Genomic DNA, 13,275 nt, shown 5'->3' with positions numbered 1-13,275 from the left:
CAACTCCTCACTGATAGGCTCACCCGATAACAAGGGGTTTTCTATAACTTTATAGAAAACCTCTTTTATTTGTTATATTTTACACAAATGGATGTACTCCCTCCTTTACGGTCATAAATAGACTCAATAGTTCCCCAAGAAAAAATACGTTTTTTACCTATGTGTGCTGTAAGCCATTGGTCGTAATATTCTTCATTCTGTAACTCTTGTTCTTCACTCCAATCGTCCCAAGAAGTTTGTTTTTCTTTCATTGCAAAACTTAAGAATTTTAGTTCTTCTCCTTTAAAGCAAAGTGATACGTTGAACAATTTCTCTTCAAAAAGACAATCGCTGAAATACAACCAATAGTAACCTGTTCCTACGTTCCATATTTTATTGTTAGGAAAACGTTCTCTAAGAGTAGAAAAAGTGGTATTAACAGTGATGGTCTCTCCTTCTATAAGGAGAAAATCGCCGTTGTGAGTGTTTAGAAAAGTATTTAAGGTTTTCATATAGAGTACTATTTACTGAGGGCAAAGGTATAATTTTTTGTTAATATTTTTCATACCCGCTCAAAAATTAGTACTTTTGCGTCTCTAATACAAATCAAAAATGAATATAGCCATAGTGTGTTATCCTACTTTTGGGGGGAGCGGTGTTGTAGCTACTGAACTCGGGCTTGCTTTAGCTCGCAAAGGTCACCAGGTGCACTTTATCACCTATAGTTACCCTGTGCGGTTAGACTTCTTGGAAATGAACATTCACTTTCACGAAGTGCACGTTGAAGAATATCCCTTATTCCATTATCAGCCTTATGAATTAGCTTTGTCAAGCAAAATGGCTTACGTGATAAAGACTTACCATATAGATGTTATGCACGTACATTACGCTATACCGCACGCTTATGCGGGGTATATGGCTAAACAAATGCTAAAGCGGGAAGGCATTGAAGTGCCTATGATAACGACCCTCCACGGTACCGACATTACTCTTGTGGGCAACCACCCTACTTATAAAGAGGCAGTAACTTTTAGCATCAACGAATCGGATGTGGTAACCTCAGTATCTGAAAGTTTGAAGCAAGACACTTTGAGACTTTTTCAAGTAGATAAGGATATTCAAGTAATTCCGAACTTTATTGACCTCAAAAAACTTAAAGAAACCTCTCCTTGCAAGCGTGCTGTAATGGCAAAGCCCGAGGAGCTTATCGTTACTCACATCAGTAATTTTAGAAAGGTAAAACGCGTAGACGATGTGGTGCGTATCTTCTATGGTATTCAAGAAAAACTACCTGCTAAACTCATAATGGTAGGCGACGGGCCTGAGCGCGAGATAGCTGACCAGCTCTGCAAAGATTTAGGCATTAAAAGCAAAGTATTGTTTTTGGGAAATACCAATGACATCGACCGGATTTTATGCTTTACCGATTTGTTCTTGCTCCCTTCAGCCTCTGAGAGCTTTGGACTATCAGCCTTAGAAGCAATGGCAGCTGGTGTGCCGGTAGTCTCCAGCAATGTTGGCGGACTGCCTGAGGTGAATGAAGAAGGGGTATCGGGGTATTTGTGCCCTATAGGCGATGTACAAGCAATGGCTGAAAAAGCTATCTATATACTTGAAGACAAAGCCCGATTGGCACATTTCAAACAAAACGCCCGCAAAGTAGCCGAACGTTTTGACGAGGATAAAATAGTGCCAATGTATGAAGCACTTTACTATAGTGCTATCAATAATGAATAGAAAAATTACTTTGCGTTTTTTCTGTTAAACATTGTTAAAACACTTCTTTTTCTTCAAAAATAAGAGTGGGGAGTTTTTATCAATCCTATTTTTATAAAGCACTGAAAAACAGTATGAATAGCTATTTTCACATCATATAGGTAGCTTATAGGTTACTCGAAGCTAAGACGAAGGTAAGACGAACCTAAGACGAAGGAAAGACGAAGGAATGAGCTTACTAAGCTGAATATCAGAGGGAGATAAGACGGTTTTAAAATATTGAACAAAAAAGGTAAAATCCCGTTTTTAACAGAAAAAATGCAAAAATAGTGATGACTATGGTAAAGATGCTGAAATTTAGGAGATTACTTGAATTATTTTTGTATTTAAAATTATTTTTAAGTCTCGCACAGATTTCACGGATTTCACGGATTTTTCAATACAAATTTAAATAAACCACATATTAGTACACGGATTTTGCACCTAAAGGTGAGGAATTTCACATTTCAAGGGGTGGATTAACTTGCTAATTATAAACATCTCCCCCTCACATACTTCGCTAGCGCAGACTTCCCTCAAGGGTGGAGATGTGACGCAAAAGTGACAATGTGATGTAAATCAGTGATAATTATTTTTCATTTCTTGATTCATATTTATATCATTTCGTTATAAGGGATACAAGTATCAAAGCCCTTTGCTACAAAATAAGCGGGTGTATCTTCGGTTTCGGAAATGGCTAATACAAAGTCTCCGCCCCAAGCCCCTAAACTCTTTACTGTTCCATTAAAATCGGGGAAAAGGCGGTCTTTAACGGTGGGTATCCCCAAATAATCGCTAATGAGGCGTTCGTGTTCGTTTAATATTTGGCAAACATCGGTTGTGGTGTGCGCTAAAACAAACTGTTCAGTAAGATGGGTAATGCTCTCAGCAAGTTTGCGTTTGCTCTTGCTCACTAAACGATAGCGCGCAATTCCGTCCTTGCTGTTTTGTTTTTGGTTGAGATAAACGAAATAGGTTTGATGCGTATGAGGAAACAAAAACTGCAAAGGGTAACTATGTGGTTTGCCGTCTTCTAACCTATAAAGTAACGGGGAGTTGCATTTGGCACAGGCAATATCGTAACCACTACCCCCAAAACTCTTAAAAAGCAGTTCATACGGATTTACTTCAGCCCATTGCGCTATATTGTTGATGAGTGTAGAAGAGGTGCCTAAGCCCCATAAACGAGGAAATTCTAAATGTGTTTGTACGTGGCTGTGTAACCATCGCTCATTAAAATTAGGGTTTAATTGAGCTGCTGTGGTAAGAATTTTTTGTAAAGTTTGTGCTATTTGTTGATGGGTTTCAGTAGTGAGCGTGGCGCTGTCGAACCACAAATCGCCATTGATATCAAAGGCTTGCCAACGCCCGCTATTTTGGGCTTCTGTAACTTCTAAGGACTGTCCTTTTTGGGTAGGTAAGGCAAAAGCAAGTGCCCCATCGAGCACTGCATATTCGCCTGTAATGAGCAATTTACCATTACTATGAAAAGAATAAGTTTGTGTTACTTCCATATTTTTTATATCTTTGCACTCTGAAAGGACAAAAGTAATAATTATTTACAGATAAAAAATAGAACAATGAAAAAAATAAAACAACTTTTATGTGTGTTTGCCTTTGCAATTCCGTTTGTTGCGGGGGCACAATCTATGCAAGTGAGAGTCAGTACTACCAGCGGTGAAGAAAAGAGTTTTGGCAGTGCTGAAGAGCTTATGAAGAGTAATTTTGCTCAGCTAAAAGAGGTTAGAATTTTCGGTAATACTAACAATGAAGTACAAGTGAGTGAGGCTTTATTGAGAAAGCTATTCAGTGAAGCTCAGCAACTTGAAGCGTTGGAAATAAAAGAAGTAGGTATTTCTTCTTTTCCTGAACTAAACAATGAAAACAAATCATTAAAAGTTTTGGTGTTACGCCTTAACGGACTTCATAAACTACCTGAGAACATCGGCAGTCTTTCGGCTTTGCAAACTATAGACATTTACAACCCGATTACCGAAGTGCCTGCCTCACTTATGAATTTAAAACAGTTGGAAAATTTGAAGTTTGAAGGGGCTGAATTTACAGATTTCCCCGAGCAAGTATTTGCTTTACCAAAGTTAAAATCACTTATTATCAGTCAGTTTGACACAAAGAACAAGATAAAAGTGCTTCCTGATAACTTCGACAAGTTGCCACAGCTTGAAGAACTATCGCTACGCAATGCTGCGCTTAGTGAAGTACCTGCTTCAGTAGGGCGTTTGACAAAGTTAGAAAACGTATATTTTAATGCGAACAATCTTACTAAATTACCACAAGCATTGGCTGAAAATCCACGTTTAACTTACGTGAATATCAACGACAATCCACTTGATTTCAAACAGTTTATGAAATCAATAGAAAAAATACAGTGGAAAGGTGTTTTGTACATCAACAACCGTAATTTTACTACTCAGCAATACGGAGAAGTGGAAAAACGCTTACCCAAAATAAGTGTATTCTACACTCAAAAAGAAGAATAATATCCTAAAATACATTTCATTTTATGAAAGATAAACCGATAAAAGTAGGTATTTCGATTGGTGATATGAATGGTATAGGGCTTGAGATTATACTTAAAACCTTTGAAGACCATCAAATATTGGAACTCTGTACGCCTATTATTTTTGCATCGAACAAGTTAGTTTCTTTTCAGAAGAAACATTTCAATACGACTGCTAATTTTCAAGGTATCGAGACGGTAGAGGCTGCTATTGACGGTAAGCTAAATGTGCTGAACTGTTGGAAAGAAACGCCTACGGTTACCTTTGGGCAAGAAACGGAAGAGGGTGGCAAATACGCTTTTCTATCATTGCAAGCTGCTGTAAATGCCCTTAAAAGCAACGCTATTGATGTGCTGGTAACTGCTCCTATCAATAAAAACAATATACAGTCGGACGAGTTTCACTTTCCTGGTCATACCGATTATTTGGCACAAGAGCTGAACGGCACCAGCCTGATGTTTATGGTGAGTGAAGACCTAAAAGTGGGCTTACTCACTGACCACGTGCCACTCAAAGAGGTTTCTTCACTTATTACCGAAGCCCTAATTATGGAGAAAGCGCGCTTGATGAACGAATCGCTTGTGAAGGACTTTCGTTTGCAACGCCCGAAAATAGCCGTATTAGGTATCAACCCACATTGTGGAGACAAGGGGGTGATAGGTAGTGAAGACGACGAAGTGTTGCGTCCTGCTCTTAAAAAGCTGTATTTCGATGAAAATATATTGGTGTTTGGACCTTTTGCTGCCGATAGTTTCTTTGGTTCACAAACCTATCGGAACTACGATGCAGTATTAGCACCTTACCACGATCAAGGACTTATCGCCTTTAAAACCATTGCTTTTGGCAGTGGAGTGAACTACACAGCAGGACTCAGCAAAGTGCGCACTTCGCCCGACCACGGTACTGCTTACGAAATAGCAGGCAAGGGCATAGCTGACCCCGAGTCGTTCCGTCACGCTATTTTCACTGCTTTAGATGTGTTTAGAAACCGTGAAGAGTACGCCGAATTGACCAAAAATCCTCTGAAAATTCGCAGTTTAGAAATAGATAAAGACAAATAATCACGATATGGATATCAAGAAATTAGGAGCGATAGACATAGGGTCAAACGGGGTGAGATTGCTCATCTCGAACGTATTGGAAGAGCCTGACGAAGCTCCGAAATTTACCAAAGCCAGCTTAGTGCGTGTACCTATCCGTTTGGGTGCCGATGTATTTTTAGATGGACTCATCTCAGAAGAAAACACTGATAGATTAGCAGACGCAATGCAAGCCTTCAGTTTGCTAATGAAAGTATACCAAGTGGAAAAGTATCGTGCTTGTGCGACCTCGGCAATGCGAGAGTCTACCAATGGACAACAAGTAGCCGATGAGGTGTACAAACGTACTGGTGTGCGCATTGATATTATAGATGGCGCTGAAGAGGCGAGCATTATTGCTTCTACCGATATTTCGAGTTTGATACAAAACGACAAAGATTACCTTTACATAGACGTGGGAGGAGGTAGTACCGAGTTCACTGTCTTCTCTAAAGGAAAGGTAAAGAAGTCGCGTTCATTTCCTATTGGTACGGTGCGTTTGTTAGACAATAAAGTGAGTGATGAAACGTGGGAAGAGGTAAAACGTTGGATTAAAAAGCACACCAAGGATTGTGAGCATATAGAAGCTATAGGTTCAGGCGGTAACATCAACAAGATACACAAGAACTCCAACAGCAAAGAAGGTGAGCCACTGAGCTATCAGTACCTCACTGATTATTATAAATACGTATCAGGATTTACTTATGACGAGCGTATCAGGCTCTTAGGCTTTAATCCCGACCGTGCTGACGTAATCCTTTACGCACTTACGGTATTTACTCGTGCGATGAAATGGTCAGGGGCTGACATTGTGCACGTGCCCCGCATTGGTCTTGCCGACGGTATTGTGAGGACTATTTATAATAACAAATAGGAGTTTAAATTTTTAATAGTTTATATTTTAAGTGAAAGAGCCTAATGCAAATAATGCATTAGGCTCTTTCTTTTTACAATGAAAGTTAAATTAAACTCGGAAATTATTGCTTGGTAGAGGGTAAGTACCTTCTACTAAAATACTACTATCTACATCTTGAAGGTTACGGTGACCTGAAAAAGCCATAGTCGTATCCATTTCGTCATATAATATTTGCAAAGCGCGTGTTACGCCATCTTCGCCATAAGCTCCGAGCCCATAGACAGGAGCACGACCCAACATAATACCTTTAGCCCCCAACGCCCACGCTTTGAGCATATTTTGTCCTGTGTAGAAACCAGAGTCTATCCACACTTCGGTTTGACTACCTACAGCACTCACGATATCGGGGAGGGCTTTGATAGTGGAAATTGTATCGTCCATCTGGCGACCGCCGTGGTTAGACACGATGATAGCATCAGCACCGTATTTTACAGCTTCGATGGCATCTTCAGGGGTCATAATACCCTTTAAGATGATAGGACCTCCCCACAATTCTTTAATTTCGGCGATGTCTTTCCAACTAAGACTTGGGTCGAACTGCTCTTTTGTCCAAGAAGAAAGCGAAGAGAGGTCGGATACGTTTTTGGCGTGACCTGCAATATTGCGGAACGTCCAACGGCGGTTACCAAACACATAGCGCAATCCCCAAGGAATTTTAGTTGAGAGGTTTATCATATTAGGAATGGTAAACTTAGGAGGTGTAGAAAGACCATTCTTAATATCGCGGTGACGATTACCGAGCACTTGCAAATCGACAGTTACCATTAGGGCAGAGCATTTAGCGTCTTTGGCACGACGAATGAGGTCTTTCATAAATTCGCGGTCGCGCATTACATACAACTGAAACCAAAAGGGTTCTACACCAGCCTCTACTAAATCTTCAATAGAACAAATAGACATCGTAGAAAGCGTGAAGGGGATACCAAACTTTTGAGCGGCTTTTGCCATATGGATTTCACCGTCAGCCCACATCATTCCCATAAAGCCAACAGGACCCGTCATAGCAGGGAACTTTACTTTTTGACCAAGAAGCGTACTTTCGAGCGTACGATTTTCCATATCTACTAATATGCGCTGGCGGAATTTGATAGGGTTAAAATCAGAAGCGTTTTCTCTGTAAGTTGATTCAGTCCAAGAACCAGTGTCTACATATTCGTAGAACATTTTGGGGACGTTGCGTTTGCATACCACGCGTAAGTCCTCAATGTTTGTCATTTTAGTTAAATCTCTCATTTAGATAAGTTTTTTTAATTGATAATTTTAGTACTCTTAAAAAAAGAGCTACCGTTTTCTTTTTCTAATTCGGTCGCAAATATAAACAATAATTTTGATTTAGCAACATTTTCTTTTGAAAAAAGTAAAAATAAATCTATCAAGAAAAATTTACAAAAGATTGCTACACACAATAGATTTGTGAATTGACAATTATTTACTATCTTTGCGCCTTAATTAGCAAAGAACATACTTATTTAAATGAAAAACATACGTAATTTCTGCATTATTGCCCATATAGACCACGGAAAGAGTACCTTAGCCGACCGTTTGCTCGACTTTACCCAAACCGTAACCGAACGCGAAAAACAAGACCAATTGCTCGACAATATGGACTTGGAGCGGGAGCGCGGTATCACTATCAAGAGCCACGCGATACAAATGGAATATGTGTACAAAGGCGAAACGTATATTCTTAACCTTATCGATACCCCCGGTCACGTAGATTTCTCTTATGAGGTATCGCGTTCTATTGCTGCTTGCGAAGGGGCACTCCTGATCGTAGATGCTGCCCAAAGCATACAAGCACAGACAATTTCTAACCTCTACTTGGCTCTCGAAAACGACCTTGAAATCATTCCCGTACTCAACAAAATAGACCTACCCAGTGCTAACCCCGAAGAGGTGAAAGACGATATAGTAGACCTCTTGGGCTGTTCGCCCGATGATATTATCCCTGCCAGTGGTAAAACAGGTTTGGGCGTAGAGGCAATTTTAGAGGCTATTATAGAGCGCATTCCTGCCCCTACTGGCGACCCTAAGGCACCGCTACAAGCGTTGATATTCGACTCGGTATACAACTCTTTCCGCGGGGTGGAGACTTACTTCCGGGTGATGAACGGTGAAATACGCAAAGGGCAGAAAATCAAGTTTATGTCCAACGGCAAAATCTATGATGCCGACGAAGTGGGAACCCTCAAACTCAACCAAGTACCCAAGCAAGTGATTGGCACCGGCGATGTGGGTTACCTTATCACCGGTATTAAGGATGCGCGTGAGGTGAAAGTGGGTGATACGATTACCTCGGCAGCAGACGGTTGTACAGAAGCTATTGACGGCTTTGAGAACGTGAAACCAATGGTATTTGCAGGAATTTATCCAGTAGACACCGAAGATTACGAAGAGCTACGCGCCTCAATGGAAAAACTTCAACTGAACGACGCTTCCTTAGTGTTTACCCCCGAAAGTTCTGCCGCTTTGGGCTTTGGCTTCCGCTGTGGTTTTTTGGGTATGCTACACTTAGAGATTGTGCAAGAACGCTTGGAACGCGAGTTTGGTATGACCGTGATTACCACCGTGCCCAACGTAAGTTACCACGCTTTTACCAAGAAAGAACCCGAAAAAGCGATTATTGTAAATAACCCTTCTGACCTCCCCGACCCTTCTAAATTAGACCGTGTGGAAGAGCCGTATATCAAGGCGAGCATCATCACCAAATCGGATTTTATAGGGCAGGTGATGTCGCTCTGTATTGAGAAACGTGGACAGATCACCAATCAGCACTACCTCACCCCTGAGCGTGTAGAGCTGAACTTTGATATGCCACTTGCCGAAATCGTGTTCGACTTCTACGACCGACTTAAAACAGTGAGCAAGGGGTATGCTTCATTTGACTATTCGCCTATTGGGATGCGCGCTTCTAACCTTGTGAAGGTGGATATCCTTATCAACTCGCAGTCGGTAGATGCGCTCTCTGCCCTTATCCACGCTGATAATGCTTATAATATAGGTAAGAAGATGTGCGAGAAGCTGCGCGAGCTGATCCCGCGTCAGCAGTTTGATATTCCGATACAGGCAGCTATTGGGGCTAAAATTATCTCGCGTGAGACTATTAAAGCCCTGCGTAAAGACGTTACCGCCAAGTGTTACGGGGGTGATATCTCGCGTAAACGTAAACTCTTAGAAAAGCAGAAAGCAGGTAAGAAACGTATGCGCCAAGTGGGTAACGTAGAGATACCACAAAGTGCATTTATGGCGGTACTGAAGTTGAATGATTGACCGTAGCACGGTCGGGCAATTATTTTACACCTCTACACTTTGCCAAAGTCTCAAAACTTTGGCAAAGTTGAATAGAAGGAAACTGGGACATATCTTACAAATTTTGTAAATCCTCTTTAATAAATGAAAATATGGACACACAAAATGTAGAAAACAAAGAGAATATCACATACATAAAAAGTGTAAGTGATTTTTTAAACGAGATAAATGAGATAGGAAAAGAAGAAAATGAGATAGGAAAAGAAGAAAATGAGATAAAAGAAAATAATCTATTCTATAGAGGACATTCTAATGAAGTTTATGAATTAGAGCCTTCTATCTATAGGAAAAATGAAGAAGGTGGATTTCTTTATATAGAGAATGAAGACAAAATCTATAGAGAAACTATATCCAAAGTACCTTATGATTTTAAAGAAAAAAATACTATAGAATCATTAGTACTAATGCAACATTATGGAGTACCTACACGAATATTAGATTTAACAACAAATCCCTTAGTGGCTCTTTATTTTGCTTGTATTGAAAATAAAGATAAAGATGGAGAGGTTGTAGTTTTTGATATTCCCGAAGAAAGTACTTGTTATTTTGATAGTGATAAAATCACTATCTTAGCTAATTTAGCAAAATGTGAAAGTGACTTTAATTATAAATCTGAATTACTACAATCTTATGAGCAAGGCAAAAGCGATTTGGAAAGAAAAAGAGAAGAAATAACAAAACAAATTGATTTTACAAAATTAGAAAATAATGATTCAATTTTTGATTATGCATATGATAAAAATCAAGAAATACAAGAGTTTTTAGTTAATGAAAGATTTGAAATAGAAAATATAGATAGCAAATTAGATCAATTGACTCTTGAATATCAACATAATAAGAAGAACGATGAATCTAACATAAAATATCTAAAAAAATTACTATTAGAAGAATTTATAAAATGCTTCATTTTTTCAATTAATAGTACTTTAAAATACTTAAATGAACGCTATTTTGGAAAACTATTGCACTATATACGAGAAGATAAATCATATTTTAAGTCAATCATAAATCCTAATCACATAGGACAAGTATATGCCATTAAGCCTAAGTTAGATAATCCTCGTATAGTGAGACAACATGGGGCCTTTCTAATCTTCGGAGTAAAAGAAACATTATTCTATTTGCCTAATAAAAAAGAAATTAAACCAATTCCAAAAATTAATCCAAATTGGATTGTAAAAGGGAAAGATAAAAATCGAATTATAATTAAAAGTTCACATAAGCAAGATATTAAAAATGAATTAAGCAAATTAGGAATAAACCAAAGCACTTTATTCCCTGAAATAGATAAAGTAGCTGATTATATTAAAGAAAAGTATACTCAAAAGTAATCATTCTTATAAAATAATGAATATGAAAAATTACATTATAGAATTTGAAAATTACGAAGATTTCACACTTGGTGACTTTATTGAAGTAATCAAAAAAATAGAAGGAATTCCTTTAAATGAATTGAAGGTTAAAGACTTAACTTATTGTAATGACGAGTTTATTGAAGGAGGATGTGGAGTATATATTTTTAAAGAAAAAGAGGATATTATTTTGGTAGGAAAAGCTGAAACAGTTTCTTTTACTGAAAGGATAGCTAAGCATTTTGATTTGAGAACAAATGCATGGTTTAATAGATTGCTATATGTCATTTCTATGAAGAAATTAGGTTTTGGAGCAAAAGATGAAAAAGGTTATAGAGAGGCTTCAAAATATGTCTTTAATAATTGTTCTCTTGTATTAATTAATATAAAAAATAATCCTAATGCTCAAAAGCCTTCCAAAATTAGTGTATTAGAAAACGTGCTGAGAGGTTCTGCAAACCCACTTAATAAGTTCAAAAATAAAACTTTTGATACTAATAAGAAGTTGAAAGATATATTAGGATGTTAATTGATTTTTCAGAGTTAAATAGCAAAGTTAAAGATTAATTCATAAGATTAAAAAATTTACATAAATATTTTTAGAAATGAGAATTATTAAAAGAAATCAGTATTATACTTCTATAGGTAGCTCTCTATTAGATAAAAATAGAAATAAAAAAAATATCAATCAACAAAAAAATGATTGGGCTCTAATGAGTCTTATCTCCGTACCTATTTTTATATTTATAGGTTTCATATATTTAACTTCTTTTTTAGGGGAATTTGGTATTTCTTATGAAATATATTTTAATATTAGTGATTGTATAAATTTTCTTTATATAAAATCACTATTATACTATTTTCTAATATCAATTGTAATACTTTTTTGCACCCCATTTTTAGCTTTTCTTATTCAGATGGGCAAGAATAATGTAAGGAATAAAATAAATATTATAAGGGTAGTCTTATTAATACTTATTCTTTCATTTTGCTTGTTTTTTTTATACAAGTCTAATTTTCTATCATTGCAAAGTACAGGAATAATAGCCCTAGTTATTGTATCTATTGTTATAATATGGTTCTTTTTAGATAGTACTTTTGCTATTATAATAGGAATAGCTATTTTTTCTGTCTCTTCATATATGATAGGAATAGGAGAGGCAAAAGAGATAAAAAATGTAAAGAAAGGACGAAAGACATTTAATATAGTATTAAAAAATAATGATACTATTTTAAGATATAATGACCCTAATAGATATTTCATCTATAAAACAACAGATTACATATTTATCAAAGATGACTCTCTGAATAAGGTTATTATCAAACCTACTTCTGATATACAAGAAATATCTTTTACTCCTTAATCTTAATGTATAAAACTAAGCACACTCTTAACAAAAACATACTATGGACTTTTTAACAGGAAAACCACTATCCGACACTATTTACGATACCCTTTTTAAGGCAGAAAAGGAGCTTATTATCATTTCGCCTTATATTCAGCTGGGGGATTACCTCAAAGACAATGTTTTTAAACAGCTTTTAAACAACACCAAACTGCATATACTCATTGGGTTTGGTAAAAGTACCTCTAATGGAGAAGAAAATTGTAAGCGTGAAGATATTGAGTACTTTTTGGGCTTCCCGAATATCACAATGGTGTATATTCCAGAGTTACACGGACAATATTATGCCAACGAAAAGCAATCGGTGATTACCTCTATGAACCTTTTGGATTACTCGCTGGTAAACAAGGTAGAGTTTGGCGTACTCGCAGAAAAAGCCCTCACCGACCTTGTAAACAAAAACAACTTCTTCGAGACTTCCAAAAACACCATTATGAGTGTGCTCGACAGCGGTTACACTATCTTTGCCAAACGTCCTAACTACAACAAGAAGTTTTTAGGTCTGGCGAAAGACTATGTAGGCTCTACCGTGCATTTGGATTTGGTAGACGATGTATTGTCTAACAGAGGGGTGAAGCCTATCCGCTACTCCTCTTTTGTACCCGAAAACTACGTAAATGCTGAGAACAGACCACCCGCAGAGCGCGAGCCTACCTCTGAAAGAGCTATAGAAACCGAAACACCTCAGGAAAATGCCGTACAAGAAGAGAAAAAAGGACACTGTATTCGTTGTAATACAGAAATACCCTTTAACCCATTGATGCCCTTGTGTAACAGTTGTTACCAAGAATGGGCAAAGTCCGGCAATCGCTTTTATGAGGAAAACTACTGCCATTGCTGTGGAGAGGAGAAGAAAGTAACGGTAGCGACACCTTTATGTTATAATTGTTTTTCAAAACAATTGTAATCAAAGGAGAGAGATATTTATTTTTTGGATATGAATAATTTTTAATACTTTTG

The 13,275-nt window shown here is 37.5% G+C and carries 12 protein-coding genes; 9 read left to right on the top strand and 3 right to left on the bottom strand.

Annotation, left to right across the window (positions count from 1 at the left end):
- Positions 1-65: 65 nt before the first annotated feature.
- Complete coding sequence (locus tag RCZ04_RS06655) at positions 66-491, bottom strand: hypothetical protein (RefSeq protein ID WP_460485210.1); 426 nt, start codon at positions 489-491, stop codon at positions 66-68.
- Between the two features lie 100 nt (positions 492-591).
- Between RCZ04_RS06655 and bshA the strand changes: the two genes are divergently transcribed.
- On the top strand, positions 592-1,716 hold the full coding sequence (gene bshA, locus RCZ04_RS06650) for an N-acetyl-alpha-D-glucosaminyl L-malate synthase BshA (protein ID WP_460485209.1): 1,125 nt from the start codon (positions 592-594) through the stop codon (positions 1,714-1,716).
- 632 nt (positions 1,717-2,348) lie between these two features.
- Here bshA and RCZ04_RS06645 read toward each other — a convergent pair.
- Positions 2,349-3,248 carry a GYDIA family GHMP kinase gene (locus tag RCZ04_RS06645; RefSeq protein WP_460485208.1) on the bottom strand — a complete coding sequence of 300 codons (900 nt, stop codon included), beginning with the start codon at positions 3,246-3,248 and terminating at the stop codon, positions 2,349-2,351.
- A gap of 66 nt (positions 3,249-3,314) precedes the next feature.
- Between RCZ04_RS06645 and RCZ04_RS06640 the strand changes: the two genes are divergently transcribed.
- From RCZ04_RS06640 to RCZ04_RS06630, 3 genes are read left to right on the top strand one after another with little or no spacing between them, the layout of a single operon-like run.
- Positions 3,315-4,232: a leucine-rich repeat domain-containing protein gene (locus RCZ04_RS06640; protein WP_460485207.1), complete on the top strand. Its 918-nt coding sequence runs from the start codon at positions 3,315-3,317 to the stop codon at positions 4,230-4,232.
- 23 nt (positions 4,233-4,255) lie between these two features.
- Complete coding sequence (pdxA, locus tag RCZ04_RS06635) at positions 4,256-5,314, top strand: PdxA family dehydrogenase (RefSeq protein ID WP_460485206.1); 1,059 nt, start codon at positions 4,256-4,258, stop codon at positions 5,312-5,314.
- A 7-nt stretch (positions 5,315-5,321) separates the two neighbouring features.
- Positions 5,322-6,206 (top strand): Ppx/GppA phosphatase family protein, encoded by an 885-nt coding sequence (locus RCZ04_RS06630; protein ID WP_460485205.1) that lies wholly within the window; start codon positions 5,322-5,324, stop codon positions 6,204-6,206.
- A gap of 90 nt (positions 6,207-6,296) precedes the next feature.
- Here RCZ04_RS06630 and RCZ04_RS06625 read toward each other — a convergent pair whose 3' ends face one another.
- Positions 6,297-7,481 (bottom strand): alpha-hydroxy acid oxidase, encoded by a 1,185-nt coding sequence (locus RCZ04_RS06625; protein WP_460485204.1) that lies wholly within the window; start codon positions 7,479-7,481, stop codon positions 6,297-6,299.
- A 240-nt stretch (positions 7,482-7,721) separates the two neighbouring features.
- Between RCZ04_RS06625 and lepA the strand changes: the two genes are divergently transcribed.
- The 5 genes from lepA (at position 7,722) to RCZ04_RS06600 (ending at position 13,222) form a co-directional block, all read left to right on the top strand.
- A complete protein-coding gene (gene lepA, locus RCZ04_RS06620) occupies positions 7,722-9,518 on the top strand; it encodes an elongation factor 4 (protein WP_460485203.1) in 1,797 nt (598 codons plus the stop codon).
- A 131-nt stretch (positions 9,519-9,649) separates the two neighbouring features.
- Positions 9,650-10,888: an FRG domain-containing protein gene (locus tag RCZ04_RS06615; RefSeq protein ID WP_460485202.1), complete on the top strand. Its 1,239-nt coding sequence runs from the start codon at positions 9,650-9,652 to the stop codon at positions 10,886-10,888.
- Between the two features lie 22 nt (positions 10,889-10,910).
- On the top strand, positions 10,911-11,438 hold the full coding sequence (locus RCZ04_RS06610) for a hypothetical protein (protein ID WP_460485201.1): 528 nt from the start codon (positions 10,911-10,913) through the stop codon (positions 11,436-11,438).
- 76 nt (positions 11,439-11,514) lie between these two features.
- Positions 11,515-12,273, top strand: a complete 759-nt coding sequence (locus RCZ04_RS06605; RefSeq protein ID WP_460485200.1) for a hypothetical protein — start codon at positions 11,515-11,517, stop codon at positions 12,271-12,273.
- A 43-nt stretch (positions 12,274-12,316) separates the two neighbouring features.
- Positions 12,317-13,222, top strand: coding sequence for a hypothetical protein (locus tag RCZ04_RS06600; RefSeq protein ID WP_460485199.1), 906 nt, complete (start codon positions 12,317-12,319; stop codon positions 13,220-13,222).
- Positions 13,223-13,275: the final 53 nt, after the last annotated feature.

The sequence above is a fragment of the Capnocytophaga sp. HP1101 genome, from assembly GCF_054772415.1.
The sequence above is the reverse complement of the archived record's forward strand: the minus strand, read 5'-3'. Positions and strand labels throughout refer to the sequence as shown.

Bases quoted from the DNA above. Each gene is read 5' to 3' on its own strand.
- RCZ04_RS06655 (WP_460485210.1), bottom strand. From the start codon at position 491: ATGAAAACCTTAAATACTTTTCTAAACACTCACAACGGCGATTTTCTC.
- bshA (WP_460485209.1), top strand. From the start codon at position 592: ATGAATATAGCCATAGTGTGTTATCCTACTTTTGGGGGGAGCGGTGTT.
- RCZ04_RS06645 (WP_460485208.1), bottom strand. From the start codon at position 3,248: ATGGAAGTAACACAAACTTATTCTTTTCATAGTAATGGTAAATTGCTC.
- RCZ04_RS06640 (WP_460485207.1), top strand. From the start codon at position 3,315: ATGAAAAAAATAAAACAACTTTTATGTGTGTTTGCCTTTGCAATTCCG.
- pdxA (WP_460485206.1), top strand. From the start codon at position 4,256: ATGAAAGATAAACCGATAAAAGTAGGTATTTCGATTGGTGATATGAAT.
- RCZ04_RS06630 (WP_460485205.1), top strand. From the start codon at position 5,322: ATGGATATCAAGAAATTAGGAGCGATAGACATAGGGTCAAACGGGGTG.
- RCZ04_RS06625 (WP_460485204.1), bottom strand. From the start codon at position 7,481: ATGAGAGATTTAACTAAAATGACAAACATTGAGGACTTACGCGTGGTA.
- lepA (WP_460485203.1), top strand. From the start codon at position 7,722: ATGAAAAACATACGTAATTTCTGCATTATTGCCCATATAGACCACGGA.
- RCZ04_RS06615 (WP_460485202.1), top strand. From the start codon at position 9,650: ATGGACACACAAAATGTAGAAAACAAAGAGAATATCACATACATAAAA.
- RCZ04_RS06610 (WP_460485201.1), top strand. From the start codon at position 10,911: ATGAAAAATTACATTATAGAATTTGAAAATTACGAAGATTTCACACTT.
- RCZ04_RS06605 (WP_460485200.1), top strand. From the start codon at position 11,515: ATGAGAATTATTAAAAGAAATCAGTATTATACTTCTATAGGTAGCTCT.
- RCZ04_RS06600 (WP_460485199.1), top strand. From the start codon at position 12,317: ATGGACTTTTTAACAGGAAAACCACTATCCGACACTATTTACGATACC.